16 protein-coding genes are annotated in these 17,472 nt (G+C 37.5%); 6 read left to right on the top strand and 10 right to left on the bottom strand.

Going from position 1 to position 17,472, the window contains the following annotated elements:
• Nucleotides 1–12 precede the first annotated feature (12 nt).
• A complete protein-coding gene (locus tag FZD51_RS03815) occupies nt 13–381 on the bottom strand; it encodes a helix-turn-helix domain-containing protein (protein WP_148973552.1) in 369 nt (122 codons plus the stop codon).
• A 289-nt stretch (nt 382–670) separates the two neighbouring features.
• On the opposite strand from FZD51_RS03815, the gene FZD51_RS03810 reads away from it, so the two are divergent.
• Together FZD51_RS03810 and FZD51_RS03805 are read left to right on the top strand one after the other, a co-directional pair.
• Nucleotides 671–1,015, top strand: coding sequence for a PadR family transcriptional regulator (locus FZD51_RS03810; RefSeq protein ID WP_148973551.1), 345 nt, complete (start codon nt 671–673; stop codon nt 1,013–1,015).
• Nucleotides 1,006–2,277 (top strand): FtsW/RodA/SpoVE family cell cycle protein, encoded by a 1,272-nt coding sequence (locus tag FZD51_RS03805; RefSeq protein WP_148973550.1) that lies wholly within the window; start codon nt 1,006–1,008, stop codon nt 2,275–2,277. Before FZD51_RS03810 ends, FZD51_RS03805 begins: the two co-directional genes overlap by 10 nt.
• A 120-nt stretch (nt 2,278–2,397) precedes the next feature.
• Here the strand turns inward: FZD51_RS03805 and FZD51_RS03800 are convergent, their stop codons facing one another.
• A complete protein-coding gene (locus tag FZD51_RS03800; protein ID WP_148973549.1) occupies nt 2,398–2,694 on the bottom strand; it encodes a nucleotide pyrophosphohydrolase in 297 nt (98 codons plus the stop codon).
• 374 nt (nt 2,695–3,068) lie between these two features.
• Here FZD51_RS03800 and FZD51_RS03795 point away from each other — a divergent pair, with 374 nt between their 5' ends.
• On the top strand, nt 3,069–3,920 hold the full coding sequence (locus FZD51_RS03795; RefSeq protein ID WP_148973548.1) for an abortive infection system antitoxin AbiGi family protein: 852 nt from the start codon (nt 3,069–3,071) through the stop codon (nt 3,918–3,920).
• 3 nt (nt 3,921–3,923) lie between these two features.
• Nucleotides 3,924–5,135: an abortive infection system toxin AbiGii family protein gene (locus FZD51_RS03790; RefSeq protein ID WP_148973547.1), complete on the top strand. Its 1,212-nt coding sequence runs from the start codon at nt 3,924–3,926 to the stop codon at nt 5,133–5,135.
• A 645-nt stretch (nt 5,136–5,780) separates the two neighbouring features.
• Here FZD51_RS03790 and FZD51_RS03785 read toward each other — a convergent pair.
• From FZD51_RS03785 to FZD51_RS03775, 3 genes are read right to left on the bottom strand one after another with little or no spacing between them, the layout of a single operon-like run.
• Nucleotides 5,781–6,566: an ABC transporter permease gene (locus tag FZD51_RS03785; RefSeq protein ID WP_148973546.1), complete on the bottom strand. Its 786-nt coding sequence runs from the start codon at nt 6,564–6,566 to the stop codon at nt 5,781–5,783.
• Nucleotides 6,566–7,330, bottom strand: a complete 765-nt coding sequence (locus tag FZD51_RS03780) for an ABC transporter permease (protein WP_187445618.1) — start codon at nt 7,328–7,330, stop codon at nt 6,566–6,568. The genes FZD51_RS03785 and FZD51_RS03780 overlap by 1 nt, the downstream gene beginning before the upstream one ends.
• Nucleotides 7,331–7,334: 4 nt before the next feature.
• Nucleotides 7,335–8,279 carry an ABC transporter ATP-binding protein gene (locus FZD51_RS03775; RefSeq protein WP_148973544.1) on the bottom strand — a complete coding sequence of 315 codons (945 nt, stop codon included), beginning with the start codon at nt 8,277–8,279 and terminating at the stop codon, nt 7,335–7,337.
• A gap of 267 nt (nt 8,280–8,546) precedes the next feature.
• Between FZD51_RS03775 and FZD51_RS03770 the strand changes: the two genes are divergently transcribed.
• Complete coding sequence (locus tag FZD51_RS03770) at nt 8,547–10,100, top strand: ABC-F family ATP-binding cassette domain-containing protein (protein WP_148973543.1); 1,554 nt, start codon at nt 8,547–8,549, stop codon at nt 10,098–10,100.
• A 918-nt stretch (nt 10,101–11,018) separates the two neighbouring features.
• Here FZD51_RS03770 and FZD51_RS03765 read toward each other — a convergent pair.
• A complete protein-coding gene (locus tag FZD51_RS03765) occupies nt 11,019–12,830 on the bottom strand; it encodes a hypothetical protein (protein WP_148973542.1) in 1,812 nt (603 codons plus the stop codon).
• A 210-nt stretch (nt 12,831–13,040) separates the two neighbouring features.
• Between FZD51_RS03765 and FZD51_RS03760 the strand changes: the two genes are divergently transcribed.
• The gene (locus tag FZD51_RS03760) at nt 13,041–13,694 is read left to right on the top strand and encodes a hypothetical protein (protein WP_262380683.1); all 654 of its coding nucleotides are present in this window, start codon (nt 13,041–13,043) and stop codon (nt 13,692–13,694) included.
• Nucleotides 13,695–13,868: 174 nt separating this feature from the next.
• On the opposite strand, the gene FZD51_RS03755 is transcribed toward FZD51_RS03760, so the two are convergent.
• The 4 genes from FZD51_RS03755 to FZD51_RS03740 all read right to left on the bottom strand — a co-directional run bounded on the left by FZD51_RS03755 (nt 13,869) and on the right by FZD51_RS03740 (nt 17,435).
• Entirely contained in the window at nt 13,869–14,165 is a 297-nt protein-coding gene (locus tag FZD51_RS03755; protein ID WP_420886209.1) for a hypothetical protein, read from the bottom strand.
• A 118-nt stretch (nt 14,166–14,283) separates the two neighbouring features.
• The gene (locus FZD51_RS03750) at nt 14,284–15,096 is read right to left on the bottom strand and encodes a sugar phosphate isomerase/epimerase family protein (protein WP_148973541.1); all 813 of its coding nucleotides are present in this window, start codon (nt 15,094–15,096) and stop codon (nt 14,284–14,286) included.
• Nucleotides 15,083–16,273 carry a dihydrodipicolinate synthase family protein gene (locus FZD51_RS03745; RefSeq protein WP_148973540.1) on the bottom strand — a complete coding sequence of 397 codons (1,191 nt, stop codon included), beginning with the start codon at nt 16,271–16,273 and terminating at the stop codon, nt 15,083–15,085. Before FZD51_RS03745 ends, FZD51_RS03750 begins: the two co-directional genes overlap by 14 nt.
• Nucleotides 16,245–17,435, bottom strand: a complete 1,191-nt coding sequence (locus tag FZD51_RS03740; protein WP_148973539.1) for a Gfo/Idh/MocA family protein — start codon at nt 17,433–17,435, stop codon at nt 16,245–16,247. Before FZD51_RS03740 ends, FZD51_RS03745 begins: the two co-directional genes overlap by 29 nt.
• Nucleotides 17,436–17,472: the final 37 nt, after the last annotated feature.

Below are 17,472 nucleotides of genomic sequence, written 5' to 3'. Positions count from 1 at the left end.
ATCCTCAAGTTTTCACCCCTTTATATAAAAAGCAGCAACAGTTAATAACTCGTCTAAATCATCTAATAGATCCTGTGCTATATAACTTCTCTTGGCTGTAGTTGATCTATCAGAATATTGGGTTGAAGGTAATTGCCATTTCTCCGGCTTATTAGAAGGGGGATTTATGAGATAATCTAAAGGTAATTTTAGTGCTCCAGTGATTTTTTTTAATTGCTCTTCATATATCCTAGGATTAGGGCTTTGTCCTTCTAAAATTTGATTAATTGTTGGCCGGGAAATTCCAGTTAATTTTGATAACGAAGACTTGGTATAACCATTTAGCCTAAGAAAAGTAAGTAAATTCTCTCCAATATTTCGCTGCAGAGCATATAATTTCATTATTTTCACCTCCATGTTTTCTAATTTAATTATACACTAGCGCTAAAGAAAGGTGTAAAATTAATCTTTACACTTTGTAAAAATAATCTTACCCACCAATTATCTCTTTTATACATTTTAAAAAAAAAGGTGCCTGACCCCACAAGCTTTAGAGAATTAGCTAATGTGGGGTCAGGCACCTATTTCTGTTTTTCTTTTCAGACATATTGACACAAATTAATTTATATTATAAATTATGCATATAATCTCTATGCATAGATTTACTATGCATTAGGAAGGTGGACTGTTTATGAAGATTAGCAAAGAATTGCTAAAGGGTAGTACCACTACTCTTATTTTGAGTCTGCTTCATTCTAAACCAATGTACGGCTATGAAATTATCAAAGAGCTGGAATCGAAGTCTAATGGAATTTTTAGTTTTAAGGAAGGCACAATCTATCCCATCCTTCACAGCCTTGAGGAAAAAGAATTAATTGTATCTTACTGGGGCGAAGGGAACGGAAAGAGAAAGAGGAAATATTACAAGATTAATGACCAGGGCAAAGAGTTTATTCAAGAAAAAAAAGAAGAATGGTCCGTTTTCAAGAATGCTGTTGACGAAGTTTTAAGCGGGGAGAAAATCGTATGGGAATAGATAATAAGTTTGAAATATATATTAGAGATTTGTGTAAAAAGATAAAAAATAAGGATGTACATGCCCATATAAAACTGGAGATTAACGATCATCTTCATACGCTCAAAGAGGAGGCCATGAGTACAGGACTTTCTGAAGAAGAGGCTATAGATCAAGCATTGGCACGTATGGGAGATGCAGGGGTTCTGGGAAAGCAGCTTAACAAAACACATAAAGCCCCTATGGATGTGAAAACCTTGCTTCCAGTGCTGACAGCTTCTCTATTTGGACTGCTGGTTATGTATTATTTGCAATTCCATTCGGCTTTTACAGAGCTTCAGGAACTGAAAGTTTTCAATAAAAGTCTCAGCTTCTACTCGTTGGGTGCCGTGCTTATGCTAAGCCTATTTATATTTGATTACAGAAGATTGATGAAATACTCCAGGCACCTTTATGCGGCAACAATCCTCATACTTTTATTGACCGTTCTCATTGGCGTCAGAGTCGATGATGTGCCATTTTTAAATGTAGGTTTTGCCACTATTAATTTCACCGAAATCACTCCATTCCTTTTAGTCATTGCGTTTGCTGGAATGTTTCATTCCTGGGACTGGAATGATAATCGAAAATCTTGGTTAGCTATAGGTATGATGTTACTGCCCATTTTATTAATGGCCACTACAGGAGCCTTCACAGCTACTATTATTAGCATCATTGTATGCGCTGCAATCATGCATACGTCAAGGTCCAGCCTTAAGCAAACTATCACATTCGCCTTTGCTGCTTCTATATTGCCCATCTGGAATATGCTGTCCCTTTCTCAGAGTTACTCCATGGCAAGCTCCTATACAGATCTTAAAATAGGTGAGGCATATTTTATAGGAAGTGCCCTTCAAGTCACCCCAAGTTTCATTGCTGAGGTCCATACAGATTATATCTTGGCGTACATCATCTATTCGTTTGGGTGGCTAGCCGCTATCATGGCTTTAGCTCTGGTTTTATTTTTTATTTACAGAATATCGAATACAGCCAAAAGTGTGAATCCCCCTTATGGAAAATTGCTCATTACAGGATTGGCAGCAGTCTTTTCAGCTCAGTTTATACTAAGCCTGCTGACGAATCTCGGTTTATCTCCACTGACTGGTGTCCCCGTACCATTCATGAGTTTTGGAGGTTCACATTTATTGCTGGAGATGATATCCGCAGGACTGATTCTAAGCATATTGAGAAGGCGAAAAACCAAGGAGACTGTTTCCTTGGATCACAGTCCGCAAAGTAATTAAAAGCTGTTACAAAAAGCCATGACTAAAAATCTCAGACTATTTGCCGGTCTGAGATTTTTTTATGGATAAAAAAAGTGCCTGAACATGCCACTAAAGGCAAAATATCAGGCACTAATCACATCATCTTTTTACAGGATACTTAACCCCATTCTTCTCAAGCTTCTTATAAACCTCTTCCTCCAAATCCACATCCATCCGATCTGCCAGCTGCACTAAGTAAATCAGCACATCTGCCATCTCTTCCTTGATGTTTTGCCTGGTATCAGCCGCTGCCTCTTCACTTGTTTTCCACTGAAAATTCTCCAGTAGTTCACTAGCTTCAAGGACAATAGATATCGCAAGGTCCTTTTCTTTGTGGTAATGCTTCCAGCCTCGTTCGTCTCTGAACTTTAATACTTCTTTGATTAGATTATCCATTTGTTCTCCTTACTTATATTCTTCTTTATCTTCTGATACTCTCAGCTCAGGTTTAAAGAACTCGTTTTCTTCATATACAGTATTGCTATGTTCATATCTTTCCCTCAAATAAGTGGCGAGAGCAGAAAGAAGGTGCCTGACCCCACGCTCTAAAGGATTAGCTAATGTGAGGTCAGGCACCTATTTCTCTTCTCTATCTTAGCCATTTATCTGTTTAATTTACCAAAAGTATCAATTTTAACAGTACTTCTTTATAGACTCTAAATATGATATTTTATTCTTTTTATTGTAAATAGACCAAATTTAAAAAGTAATTTATTGGGTATTTTGATAGAATAATTATAATAAATTTCTAAAACTGTGAGGGTAAAGCAATGGTTGAACAATCTCAGGATGTTGAAGTAATTAATCTTGAAGAAAACCCTATTATTAACGAACGATATAGCTATATTCCATCAAAACAAAGTGCAAATGTATTGTTTAAATTTATGGGTAAACTAAAATATTTAAAAGAAACTCTATTAAATATGGCAATAATACCTAGATATTATGAAGAAAAGATAGATTATTTAGAAATTGACGGAATAGATAAAATTGCATTCCCAATGAGTTGTTTTTGCGACATACATTTAAACAAACTAAAACCCCATATGAAGAATTATGGTGACTATGGCATTGGATTAAGTAAAGGATGGGGAATTCAAGAGGGAATTCAGCCAATACATTATATTAACTTTAATTCCAAATTAAAAAGTGATTTTAGTTTTGCATTATCCACTTCCCTACAATCTCTATCAAAAAAAGATAGAGAAGAATTCGAGATTTATAACAATTTGATCCTCCATAATTTATTTTATATGAAACCCATTCAAGGAAAGATGATTTTTTCAAGGAACAAATATGATTCGCGTAATTTCCATGATGAAAAAGAGTGGAGATTTATTCCCGATTTTAGTGGAGTAGACACAGAGTTACCAATGGTTATAGAACAAGAACAAATGAATCCTAAAAGTTACGATACTTATTCACTTGGTATTAAATCGAAACCAGATTTATGGTTAAAATTTGATATTAACGCAATAAAACATATAATTGTTAACAATCAAAGTGATAGAAAAGAGCTAATTGATTTCATCATAGAAAATAAGATTGGAGAAAATGACTACGAACGGTATTTACTTTTCTCAAAAATATTAGTTTTTAATGAAATTGGAGAGGATTGGTAATATATGTTTGCTAATTTTGAAAAAGCATTTTTTCCTAAGAAAGAAAGTGGTAAGAAAATTCCCGAAGAAGTTTTAAAATCCTTAAGTGAAAAATTGCCAGAAGGATATGTTTATACAAGTATCAGTGACAATGCAGTTGGTATTACTCCCTTAAATTCACCAATAAGTATTCAAGGTTTTTCAGTTCAACTTCCGGAAGGCTTACCAGAACAATTTAAACCCTCTTCATGGAATGAGCTTTCAGAATTCATATACAGAACTCAAAGAAAAGTAAAACTTATTTTAGATGAAGATAATTGTATAAAAATAAACGGTAATCGGTTCGAGGTGGATGAAGTAATTGATTTTCCATTTTCAGATAGTAAATATAAGGGCGCTGATTTATTTATGGTCCCACAACCTTTTCAACCACCCTTCACTATTCTCATAAAGGGAAATGATGTAATTAAAACCCTTACTATTCAACGGCAGCCCTACCCAGACATGCATAAAAGTTTATTTAAAAGTATAGATAATTCATCATTTGAACTTTCCTATATAGTTTATGAAGAAGAAGAAAAGATAAATTTTAATTTTAAGACAAATATAGAAAAAGCGAAAACTATTCAAGAAGTAATTGATTCATTAAACCTTTATAACTCGTTTATTAAAGGAACTATTATTATTAATAATATAGAATTGCCTCGACCTAATGAAGTAGAGTTAGAAGATGAATCTATAATAGAAACAATTAATTTCTGGGAAAAAGTTCAGGTTCTGAATAATTTATTAGACGTTGAATTTTTGCCTGAGCCACAAACTGAATTTGAAGATGTAAAATTAATTGAAGAATTATATAGATCTCTTTATGGGAAGTTACCTTTTAAAGAGGATGTTAACATTAATAACTTAACTTTAAATGGGTACCAAGGCGACACTATTAATGATTTAATAAATAAGTATGACCTTAGTTTTCAATTTATCCGAACCTCAAATGTAAAATTATTAGGTGCTGAATTTGAACTTTACAGTGTAGTTGCCTTTTTTGATTTTATTGTAAAAGATGTTGAAATAATAAGTGATAATGACGCAAATTTAATAATACAACCTTTAGAAGGTAAGAATATTTTCCAGTCAACTAAACATTTCTATTCTTTAGAAGAAGCAAAAAAATATATAGAACAAAATAATATCAGTGAATTACATGACGCACAAACGCTTCATAAGAATATATAAAGTTTGACAGTCTAAGTATTAATGAATTTTTATAGATAATATTCTTTGATTCACCTAATAGCTCCTAAAAAAGACCAAAAAATAAGAGGCACTTAACTATATATTAAATGACTAATCAGGGGCTAAATATTATCTTTATTTGCAATTCGATTATCTCAAGTCAGCAAATATTTCTTATGCAACTTTTTCCGTATCTTCAAATGATTTTTCGTATACTTCAAATAAAATTTCTTCGTATATAAAGTTGTATACAGTTATAGAGATTTATATTGTATTTATCATCCTATAGTTTTTAAGAATTTTACCAATTTAGATTCACGCTCAAAATTCGTTTAGGGATGTTCCATGTGAACAAATCTCCCCTCATTATTTCCAGCATATAAGCTTTTTTTCTAGAAGGAGGGGGGAAAGTTAAACTTAGCCCCATTTGACTCAGTTTGTGTTCTCACTACTTGGTAGCTTACTTTCTCCATACCTTTATTCACTAAGTGTTTATTAATGGTATTTAGGATTTATCAAAAAAAGGTGCCTGCCCCTACATACTTTAAGCAAATGTGGGGTCAGGCACCTTAAGCAACTTTCTTTCAGGCTCTCCAGTCCGCGGGACCGAATGAAAAAGGCTGGTAAGCTTCCCAGCCTTTTTTCCTAGATATTCCTAAACAAAGCACCATTCCGCCTTGCAATCTTCTCCATCGCAAAAACCATCAATATCCCAATGAATAAATAGCCTATCCCGATAAACACCTCTCTTGCAAGAAGATGATAAACAGGTTGGGCTTCCAATCCGTATATGGCCCGCAGTGCTTCAATTCCATGGGTAAGCGGCAGCAGGCGGGCAAAGGCTTCAAGCGGAGCCGGCAGCAATGCTGCCGAAAAGTTGACCCCACAGAATATCTGAAAGAAAGCGAGCGATAAATTCAGGAAAAGGTTCACATTCGAAAATAAAAGGCTTATCGACGCGAAAAGCAGCGAAAAAGACAGTACCGAGAATAGAATGGCTATAAATATAAGAAGAAGGTTCGCTGTTTGGTCCAGCGGAAGATCGATCCCAAATATCAGGCTGCCAATCAGGAGTCCTGCTGCAAAAACAAATAGACCATCCAAAAGCGGTACGATGGCTTTGCGGAAGATGATTAGGATGGTTGGCTCCGGGGAAGCTATGTTCAGCTCCAGGGTTCCATACCTTCTTTCAAGCCGGAACATATTCATGAAATTAATCATGATTGTCTGGCTGGTATAATAGGCGATGTTGCCGACAACCACATACTTTAAATAGTCTGTACCTACAACCGAGCTGGCTAAAGCTGCAAAAAAGAGATAATGCATCAAAGGATCAACAAGCCGGAAAAGGATAAATAGCTTCAAAGTCTGAAAGGAATAAAGTGATTTATAAGACAAATAGGTGAATCCGAACTTATTAAAGAAGATCATCAGATTGCCCCCAGACTGCCGCTCCGGCGGAGGATGCTTTCTATTTTTTTTACAATAAAATAAGCGAGAGCCAGATATACCAGGCTGATCAGGATGGATACCATCATGGTTTCAAGCAAAGACGGCGAGAGATCCAGAGCTTCGTGGACGGTTTTGATCCCCCATGTCATCGGAACAAGATAGGCCACCCACTTTAGAATGAAAGGAAAGCTTTCGACCGGAATGAACACCCCGCAAAGGAGGATCATAGGCGTCAAAATGAGGTTCTGAAAGTCATATACATTTTGGGAAGCGACGAATACGACTGCCAGAATCAGTCCTGCCACACTCAGTGAAAGGATCAGGACAAGCACAGACATAAAAAACAAACCGTAGTCGCGGATATCCAAATTGAACCCGAAAATGAATTTGGCATAGACAAAGCTAAGGAGCATACTGATCAGCGCAATGAAGGAATTGCTTAAAGCCTTTGTAAGAATCACCGAAAACAGAGACGTTGGTGCTGCCATCAAAAGCTTCAAAGTATCATTCCATTTTTGGGACATGAGTGCTGAACCAGATGAATATAGCACATAACTCCACATACTGATCAGCGCCGCAGCCACAACTGTTTTTCCAGAAGCAGCATCCCCTCTCACCTGATTCAGGAAATGGATGATGGTCAAAAACATTAGCGGCTGAAAGAAAAGCAGAAATTGATACATTTTATTATTAAAATTGGTGAAATAGCGGATTTCCCTTCCAAGCAGAAAAATAATATTCATTTCGTCACCCTGCATCTTTCATATGATAGATATAGGCATCTTCAAGAGAAATATCTTTTTTCCTGATTTTCAAAATCTCCCCATAACGGCCTAAGTATGCTTTGGCTTCCTCAAGCTCCATCTCATTTGCCTCAAAATTCAATTGATAAAAAGGCTCTCTTATGACTTCAATTTCAAGATTTGCAAGCAGGCTGTCTTCCTTCAATTTTCCTATATCATGGACACTCATTGCTGCTTCATATAAATTGAGATGATTGCAGCTCTTTTTAATGAACTCCGGTTCGCCGATCAGGCTTAATCTGCCTTCCTTTATAAAAGCAATCCGGTCACAAAGTTCATCCGCCTCCTGCATATAATGGGTCGTAAGGATAATGGTGATTCCGCGGGCGGACAGATCTTTCACCAGCTCCCGAAGCAGCTTGGCTCCGACCGGATCAAGCCCGATCGTCGGCTCATCGAGAAATAGGATTTCGGGTTCATTGATCAGACAGCGTGCAATATGAAGACGCTGCACCATCCCTTTCGAATAGGTATGTATCTTTTGGTTTTCAGCCTGCTCCAGCTGGACCAGTTGAAGCAGCTCTTTAATCAGTCCTGGCTGCAGCTTATTCTTGATTTTATAAAGCGTACAGAAATAATGGAGATACTCTTTGGCAGTCAGCCTACCGTATACCCCTCTTTCCCCGCCATAGACAAAATTGATTCTGTCCCGGATTTTCTGGCTTTCAGAAACCACATCAAAGCCGAATACCTTTGCACTGCCGGCAGATGGCAGCAGCAGTGTCGTCAAAATCTTAATCGTCGTAGTCTTGCCTGCTCCATTCGGGCCAAGAAGACCAAAAACCTCTCCCTTGTAGACCTCAAAAGAAATATCATCAACTGCCTTTTTATTACCTTCTTTCATTTTATACAGCCTTGATAGACTCTCAACTTCAATCACTTTCTCCATATTCATCCCCCAATCTTTTCACCTGATAAATTTTACCATATCACTACCGGAAATCTATATATAATTTTAAATTTTCTAATTATTAAACCAGGAGATCGGTTGGGAAAATAAAAAGGCCTTTTGAAATTCTTCGTATACAGTATTGCCCTGTTCTTACCTTTACTTATTTGGAAGAAGCATTTTGCACATGAAATAACTTCAACTATAAAATTCAGTCTAAATCAAGTAAAATATCCACTAGAGGCATTTATACATGGGGGTAAAAAAATGAGCGTATTATATGTAAAAGATTTAAGCCACGGCTTTGGTGATCGTGCGATTTTTAATGATGTGTCTTTTCGTCTTTTAAAAGGTGAACATGTTGGACTTGTTGGGGCAAATGGTGAGGGTAAGTCTACTTTCATGAATATTGTAACTGGCAAGCTGCAGCCTGACGAGGGCAAAGTGGAGTGGTCACGAAAAGTTCGCGTTGGTTATTTAGATCAGAACTCTGTACTTCAAAAAGGGACGACGATGCGAGAGGCTTTGAGTACTGCCTTTCAATATCTGTTTGATGCTGAAGCAGAGATTAATGAACTATATGGAAAAATGGGTGATGAAGGTGCTGATATCGAAGCACTGCTTGCTGAAGTTGGAGAGCTGCAGGAAACATTAGATAGTAATGACTTTTATCAAATCAACTCAAAGGTTGAGGAAGTTGCGCGTGGTCTGGGATTAGACGACGTCGGGCTGGATCGGGATGTAGATGATCTCAGCGGCGGGCAGCGTACGAAAGTTCTGCTGGCAAAGCTTTTGCTGGAAAAGCCTGAAATCCTCTTGCTGGACGAGCCTACGAACTATTTGGATGAACAGCATATCGAATGGCTGAAGCGTTATTTACAGGAATATGAAAATGCATTTATCCTGATTTCACATGATATTCCATTCCTGAACAGTGTTGTTAACTTGATCTATCATATGGAAAACCAGGAACTGAATCGCTATGTTGGTGACTATGATAACTTCTTAAATATACATGAAATGAAGAAGCAGCAGCTGGAGTCTGCTTACAAGCGCCAGCAGCAGGAAATTGCCGGCTTAAAGGACTTTGTTGCCCGTAACAAAGCAAATGTCGCGACTCGTAATATGGCGATGTCCCGCCAGAAGAAGCTCGACAAAATGGAAGTAATTGAGTTGGGGAGAGAAAAGCCGAAGCCGGAATTTCATTTCAAAGAAGCCCGTGCAGCCAGCCGCTGGATTTTCACAGCTGAAGATCTTGTTATTGGATACGATGAACCCCTGTCCCGCCCACTGAATTTAAAAATGGAACGCGGACAAAAAATTGCCTTCGTGGGTGCTAACGGTATTGGTAAGTCTACACTTTTAAAAAGTATTCTCGGGCTGGTTAATCCGATTTCAGGTAAAGTCGAACGCGGTGAATATCAACACCTCGGTTATTTCGAGCAAGAGGTTAAAGAGGCCAACTATAACACTTGCATTGAAGAAATCTGGAGCGAATTCCCAAGCCTGAACCAGGCCGAAGTCCGCGCTGCGCTTGCAAAATGCGGATTAACAACCAAGCATATCGAAAGTAAAGTCGAAGTCCTGTCCGGCGGCGAAAAAGCCAAAGTCCGCCTGTGTAAAATTTTAAACACAGAAACGAACTTACTCATCCTAGATGAGCCTACCAACCACCTGGATGTCGACGCAAAAGAAGAACTAAAGCGTGCTCTAAAAGCCTATCGCGGAAGTATATTGATGGTATCCCACGAACCTGACTTCTATCGTGAAATTGCGACCGATATATGGAATTGTGAGGATTGGACTACGAAGGTGTTTTGATTATTTTTGGGTATCTAATGAATTAATATTAACTTAGGTACCCTCTTTTTTGCTTAACAGCATTTTTAATCTCTTTTATTTTTTTGATAAAAAGCCCATCCAAACTAATTGTTTGAATGGGCTTTATTTACTTCAATATTAATTTTGAAACAACCTCCACATGTGTGGACTGTAATTGTAAACATCAATCAACTATACATAAAGAAAAATGAGTGAAAAACTACACTCTTTTTTTATGTATTCTAATGTATTCAGGCCGAAGCCCCTGGATGTACACCAGACCCACCTATACTTATACCTGCAAATACACTAATTCCAAAAGCCCAGAGTGACTCAGTCATGATAGAAATGAGCATTTTCGCTGATAAATGCATTTGCATCGCCTCCATAAATGGTACATTTTCAGGTAATAAACTGATATAACGTAAGACAGAGATTGTAATAAATGCAAATATGAAGGTGCCGAAGGATCGAGCTTTCGACCCAGGCCTCAATACACTATGGTAACACTGTATAATAATACCATATATTATCACTCAATTCTATTATAAAAGGTAACATAAAATATCATCAGCACATACACCATTGAGATAAATCTCTTTTTTATGTAAAAACAGGAAAGAAAGTACCTGACCCCGCACGCTTTAAAGTTTTACCTATTGTGGGGATAGGCACCTATTTAAATAACTAAAAATTTGAATGACTTGCGATTAAAAAGATATTTGCCAAGAAACTTCCTAAAAAAGGTTTTTTAAAATATAAAAAGCCACCCTTGCCTGGTAGCAATTTAGGGTGGCTTCTGTTCATCGGTGACAAACCAATGGACTTTTCAGTCATCAAATATTATTGTTCTTTTTGTTAGTCTATATTCAATTTAAATCATTATTCTCAACAAATATAAAATACGAAACCTACAAGCTATTTCCTCATAAAATTAACATAGGCTCCAAAGTTATCTATTTCTTTAACCTCGGTATCTTCAACCATACTATCAGCAACTATAGTTAGAAATTTTTCTCTTAATTGTTTCATCGCAACAGTTTTCCTTTGACTTTTAGTACTGAGATTTTTAGCTTCAATTACCTCTAAATACTTCTTTTTGTTTTTTGGAGTTAAAATTAATCCATCTAATTCACAGACAGCCTTCTTATTGCTATCTATAAATCTTAATGATCCTGCATAAACGATCGTTAGCCCTTTATAGTTAATGTTACTCACTCTATTCCTTAGAGCAGACAACTCATGTAAGCCATCCTTATCATCAGCATAGACTTTTTTGAAATCTCCAATATATAAATCTAATTTACTTAAAGCCTTCTTGCTTCCTATTTCCAAGATAAATGGACATAATTTATTTGAGTAATTATACTCGCAGAAATAATCATTCCTTAATATATTTCTAAATAAATATGTAATTATCTTTTTAGTAACTACATCTATCAATGGTCCATTATTAACTTCTTTTAAAGAAAAATGTTTATACTCTAAATAATCATCTACCCCTTGAGATAGTATGCTGAGGCATTTATTTAATAGTTTTTTTCCACTCAATTTTTTGCTTAATGAATAAACAGTTCTGTATTTCTCGAAGCTTGGAGAAAAGTTAAAACCTATATAGATATCGGTTCCCAACTTTTTTAGTATCTCCATTTCCCTTTTAAAGACATCTACCGGGAAACCTCTTCGTTCTTTAATTCTAAATGTTAGGCTTAGATTTTTTTCTTTATTCCAAGGTATTTCATCTTCAATAATATGTGATTCCTCATATAAAGGCGATTCTTTAATATCTAATATTAATTTGTTAATTTTAGCTACTTCTTTTAAATCCTCATTACTATTTAGGAAGTCATTCAACTTTTTATGAATATCTATACTTCTATATGTTCCTACTAGTAAAGCGTTATTTTCTAGATATAAAGTATCTTCTAATAATTCGTTTATACGCTCTAAAGTGCCAAATAGATTTGAATTATTTTTTAGGATTTCGTCTATGAACAAACTATGATTAAATAAAACATTTTGCAAACTAATGTCAATTGGTATATATGAGAAATGACTATCAAGAACTATATATGAAACTTTTCTAATTTTGTTGTAAAGATCCATCCATTTATCATTTTCGTTGTACAAAATGTTTTTAACAATCTTTTCGCATATAACTCTATAGTCTTGTAACTCACTTGTCCTGCTTAACATATACAAAGCATTTAACCATTGTATTTTTTGATAATCAGTATCTTCCATTAGCTTATCTAACAGCTTTTTCCCCTCACTACTTAATCCTTTTTTTAACCCATTTTTTAATCCATAATGATTTTCTAAAATATAATGGAACCATACTTTATTACTCGAAAATGTATCCTTAAAATGGCCCATATTAGCAAATAAAACGATTAGTTCGATAACTTCAGCAGCTGTTATTTTCTCTTCATATTTTAATTCTTTATTTAAACCCCAAGATTTAAAATTAAATTTTGAACCTAATCCTATCTCACTGTTTTTCTGAACAAAATTTATTAGCATATATTGTAATAATACATATTCATATCTTGTATAATGTGCTCCATTATGAATATATCTTATTGCTCCTAATTGGTTAGTATCTCTTAATTTCCTTTCTAGATTAAGGCTTTTATTTTGATAAAGGCCCGTTGGAAACTTATATATAATAGGAGTAATTATTCCTATACCGTTGATATTATATTCTAATTTCACCGAGCTATATCCCATAATAATTCCCTCCGTCTTAATAAAACCACTATCAGGTTTTATTCTTAAAACCCACTTTTATAAGAAGGTACTTTTAATACTATATTACACTACCGAAAGTAAAAATTTTAAAATTACTACTGGAATTCATAATCAAAACATTATTCCAATTTCCAAATTTAGAGATTTATAGCATAATTATTAATAATATTTACTGGAGGAGGTTTCTAATTGAAAAGTGCAGATACCTTTTTTAAGGATTTAGAAAAATATAGAACTCCTTATGAAATGAAACAATACTTCGAGATGAAAAAACATATTATAAATTCTGATGAGGAATTTATTCATTTGGCCAGACTAAAAAAAGGGAGATTTAAAGAATTTCTAGAAGAATTTTATCCTCTTTATTGTTTCAGTCAATCTAGATTTTGTGACGGTAACTCTCAATTATCCATCATAATTGGTAATCAAGAATTCGATGGCTCATTAATACAACCCGATGGGAAAGAAAAAAGAATTGAAATTTCCTCCTATATAGACGGTGCCTGGCAATTTAAAGATGCACAACGAATAAATCAAAGGGGATATGGAGAAATCCGTTTTGGGGATACTAATGATTTAGAAAGTAGAGCTCTTGAATATTTAGAAAAAATAATAGTTAATATTAAAAAGAAAAGTAAAAAGAATTACACAGGGACTACCATGCTTTTTGTGGTTGATACAACTGATTATTTCGAAGCATTTTATAATAGTTCAACTTCTTTTATTGAGAGATTAAAACAGGAAGTAAGAAAGATAGATTTTTTAGCGGACGAAATTTACTTACTAGTTTTAAATGACCAAGACATTAGTCAAATTAACCAAAATATATTTTTCATAAAATAGAGTCAAATTTTATTTCTTGATTAAAACTTAAAGGGGGGTAATAGTTTTTGGGGATAAATTTATCTGACGAAAATATTTCTCTTATTGGAGGCTAGAGTGCCTGATCCCACACACTTTATTTCCTCAGAACTGAAATCTCCATTATTTCGGCCGTCTTGAGAATAATAATGACTCTTATAATCCAAAGACTACAGAGATATAAATATAGCAACATGGCCTTGCCTGTTTCGTATTTGGCGTGTTTGATCTTGTTGCGGGCGACTTTTTTCTTGGCGTCCTGAATGGATTCTGGGATGATGTTTCCATGCCGCGGACTTCTCCTGCCTGGTCTGCGAGCCAGAGGCCGATGGTGCCTACGCCGCAATGTTTTTTGCCTTTGATGTTTTGCAGGATTGATTTAACCTGCGGCCGCCTTTTGGTGATTTCCTCGATAAGCTGCTCTTTTTTCGACAGGTCTTTGGTTGATGTCATGATGACGAATTAGAAAAAAGAGGTACCTTCCCCCACAAGCTTGGGAGCAGTTACCTCTTTCATTAATTTTGTTTTTTATAACATGCTTGCCAGCATATACATGTCTTTACTCACTTTCCTACACATGCTCCAAATACCTTTCTTTCATCTGAACCAATGTATCATCCCCAGCCTGGCTCCAAATCTGATCATTAAATATCTCTACTTCAATTGGTCCACTGTACCCTGTCTTCTCAACAGCCTTGCGAATCCGTCTGATTTGAATGACACCATCGCCCATCATGCCTCGTCCCTTTAGCATATCAGGGGTAGGAACCAGCCAATCGGAAACATGGAATCCTAAGATTCGTTCTTTGGCACGGTCGATCTGATTATATAAATCGGGGTCCCACCATACATGAAAGACATCAACCACAACTCCTACCTGTTCTGGCCGATATTCTTCCGCCAAAGTGTTGGCCAAGTCCATTGAAACGACTACCGACCTTTCCGCCGCATACATAGGATGCAGCGGCTCGATTCCTAATTTCACCCCATACGATTCAGCAAAGGGAACCAGCTGGGCGATTCCTTCTTGAACCATTTGCCGGGCAGATACGATATCCCGGTCAGGGGAAGGCCCGCAAACCAGAACGAGTACATCTGTACCAAGCTCAGCTGCTTCTTCAACCGCTCTTTTATTATCATCAATTCTTTTTTCTCGTTCGGAAGCAGTTCCGGCCGGGAACATGCCGCCTCGGCACAAACTGGAAACCTTTAAGCCAGCATCCTTAATCAGTTTCTTGCTTCTACTTAAGCCCAATTCCTCTACCTTATGCCTCCATGGGGCAATCCAGGGAACTTCTGCCCGGGCGCATCCCTCGATGGCTTCTTTTAGATTCCATTGTTCTGTTGTAATTTGATTTAGGCTAAGCCGCTCATAATTTTCCACTAGAATATTCCTCCTGACGGATCCCGGCTATGTTTAAAACCAGCTTCATTCTTTCCGCAGCAAGCTCCGGATCTGATAGCAGGCCGGCCTGATCTGCTAATACGAACAGTTCCGAAAGATGCACGATGGACCTTGCACTCTCAGCTCCGTTGATCATCCGAAAATGAGATTGGTGCCCATTCAAGTAGGCCATAAAGACGATACCGGTTTTATATGAATAAGTAGGGGCTTGAAAGATATGGCGTGACAGTGGAACTGTCTTATCCAATATCGCATGATAAGAATCTTCATCACCTTCGTCCAACGCATGCAGAGCCGCTGCTGCAGCTGGTGCGATTGCGTCAAAAATCCCAAGCAATGCGTGGCTGTAGCCTTGTTCATCCCCTTTAATTAATTCAGGATAATTAAAGTCATCGCCGGTATACATTTTCACCTCTGGAGGAAGAAGTCTGCGCATCTCGACTTCCCGTGAAGCATCAAGGAGAGAAATTTTAATTCCGTCCACTTTGTCTTTGTTATCCCAAATAACATTCAGGCAGACTTCCATGGCATCATCAAGATTTTTATAGCCCCAGTAGCCTTTCAAGGAAGGATAGAACATGTCGCCAAGCCAGTGGAGAATAACCGGCCTGGAAACCTGCCGCAGAATATTGGCATAGGTTCTCTCATAATCCTCAGGTCCCTGAGCACAATCTGCCAGTGCCCTGCTTGCCATCAGGATGATTTGCGAGTTATGCTGCTCCACCCATTCGCACTGCTCTTCATAGGCAGCTTGAACATCCGCCAATGTGACTGAAGGTGCAGGAAGCAGCTGATCTGTTCCGGCACCGCAGGCGATTCTGCCGCCCACTGCTTTTGCTTCTGCTGCAGATCTGCGAATAAGCTCCTTTGCCATATTCCAATTAAGTCCCATACCGCGCTGTGCCGTATCCATCGCCTCTGCCACCGAGAGGCCAAGAGACCATAGATGCCTCCTATAGGCTAGTGTATTTTCCCAGTCAATCTGCGGGTGTAAAATGGGATCAGAATCTGCAAGAGGATCAGCAACCACATGCGCTGCTGAAAAGGCGACCCTGCTTTTGAAATTGCCTTCGGGTTTGATGAAAGCTTTATGATTTTCTATCTGATATTGATATGTGTTTCCGTTTTTATCTGGCAGAGTTAACCGCTTCGTCATTCTTTCTCACCTCCAGGCTTAATTCCGGTACATCAACCCAGCGCCGCTCTTCCCATGATTTAAGCCCTAATTCTGCAAGCTGTGTTCCCTTGGCACCCTCCAGCAAATCCCAAGGAAATGGTTCATCGGCTGCAATATGCTTTAAAAACAGCTCCCACTGAACCTTGAATCCATTATCAAAACTCTGGTTATCGGGTACTTCCTGCCATTGTTCTGTAAAGTTGAACGGATTTTCTATGTCGGGATTCCAAACAGGCTTCGGTGTATTGATGCGATGCTGAATCTTGCAATCTCTTAAACCGGCTACTGCGCTTCCGTGTGTGCCATCTACCTGAATCGTTAATAGATCCTCACGATTTACTCGGACCGTCCACGAAGAATTCACCTGTGCAACAATGCCGCCTTCGAGCTCAAATGTCGCATAGGCTGCATCATCAGCTGTGCACACATACGCATTTCCCTTTTCATCGACCCTTTTGGGAATATGAGTTTTGCCCAGGCAGGAAACAGATTCTACATTGCCAAATAAGTTATCAAGGACATATCGCCAATGAGCAAACATATCAACAATGATTCCGCCGCCGTCTTCCTTCCGGTAATTCCACGAAGGACGCTGTCCAGCCTGCCAGTCGCCTTCAAATACCCAGTAGCCGAATTCCATTTGCACGGAAAGAATTTTGCCGAAAAAGCCTGAGTCTATCAGTCTTTTTAATTTTAATAATCCAGGCAGGAATAATTTATCCTGTACAACTCCATTTTTCACGCCCGCTTCATTGGCCAGCTTTGCAAGTTCAACCGACTCCTCCAGGCTTGTGGCAGTAGGTTTTTCACAATAGATGTGTTTGCCCGCATTGATTGCTTTTCGAATCGCAGCTGCTCTTCTGACGGTCGTTTGGGAATCAAAGTAAATAATGTTATGTGGGTCTGCCAGGCACTCATCAAGGTCCGTGCTCCACCGGCGAATATTGTGCTTTTCAGCAAGCGCTTGCAATTTATCTTTGTTTCTACCAACAAGGATCGGGTCCGGCATGATGATATCACCATTCGCCAGCTCCACTCCTCCTTGCTCGCGGATGGCCACAATCGATCTGACTAAATGCTGATTGGTTCCCATCCTTCCTGTCACACCGTTCATAATAATCCCGATATTTTTAACTGCCATAATTATTTCCTCCTTTTTGACCTTATAGCCAAGTAAT

The organism is Bacillus infantis (assembly GCF_008180445.1).
In the GTDB taxonomy this organism is placed as follows: domain Bacteria; phylum Bacillota; class Bacilli; order Bacillales; family Cytobacillaceae; genus Bacillus_AB; species Bacillus_AB infantis_B.
This window is presented reverse-complemented; position numbering and strand designations above follow the sequence as displayed.

What these genes read in the sequence shown, in the direction of transcription:
- FZD51_RS03815 (WP_148973552.1), bottom strand. Translation starts at nt 381, where the DNA reads ATGAAATTATATGCTCTGCAGCGAAATATTGGAGAGAATTTACTTACT.
- FZD51_RS03810 (WP_148973551.1), top strand. Translation starts at nt 671, where the DNA reads ATGAAGATTAGCAAAGAATTGCTAAAGGGTAGTACCACTACTCTTATT.
- FZD51_RS03805 (WP_148973550.1), top strand. Translation starts at nt 1,006, where the DNA reads ATGGGAATAGATAATAAGTTTGAAATATATATTAGAGATTTGTGTAAA.
- FZD51_RS03800 (WP_148973549.1), bottom strand. Translation starts at nt 2,694, where the DNA reads ATGGATAATCTAATCAAAGAAGTATTAAAGTTCAGAGACGAACGAGGC.
- FZD51_RS03795 (WP_148973548.1), top strand. Translation starts at nt 3,069, where the DNA reads ATGGTTGAACAATCTCAGGATGTTGAAGTAATTAATCTTGAAGAAAAC.
- FZD51_RS03790 (WP_148973547.1), top strand. Translation starts at nt 3,924, where the DNA reads ATGTTTGCTAATTTTGAAAAAGCATTTTTTCCTAAGAAAGAAAGTGGT.
- FZD51_RS03785 (WP_148973546.1), bottom strand. Translation starts at nt 6,566, where the DNA reads ATGATCTTCTTTAATAAGTTCGGATTCACCTATTTGTCTTATAAATCA.
- FZD51_RS03780 (WP_187445618.1), bottom strand. Translation starts at nt 7,330, where the DNA reads ATGAATATTATTTTTCTGCTTGGAAGGGAAATCCGCTATTTCACCAAT.
- FZD51_RS03775 (WP_148973544.1), bottom strand. Translation starts at nt 8,279, where the DNA reads ATGGAGAAAGTGATTGAAGTTGAGAGTCTATCAAGGCTGTATAAAATG.
- FZD51_RS03770 (WP_148973543.1), top strand. Translation starts at nt 8,547, where the DNA reads ATGAGCGTATTATATGTAAAAGATTTAAGCCACGGCTTTGGTGATCGT.
- FZD51_RS03765 (WP_148973542.1), bottom strand. Translation starts at nt 12,830, where the DNA reads ATGGGATATAGCTCGGTGAAATTAGAATATAATATCAACGGTATAGGA.
- FZD51_RS03755 (WP_420886209.1), bottom strand. Translation starts at nt 14,165, where the DNA reads ATGACATCAACCAAAGACCTGTCGAAAAAAGAGCAGCTTATCGAGGAA.
- FZD51_RS03745 (WP_148973540.1), bottom strand. Translation starts at nt 16,273, where the DNA reads ATGACGAAGCGGTTAACTCTGCCAGATAAAAACGGAAACACATATCAA.
- FZD51_RS03740 (WP_148973539.1), bottom strand. Translation starts at nt 17,435, where the DNA reads ATGGCAGTTAAAAATATCGGGATTATTATGAACGGTGTGACAGGAAGG.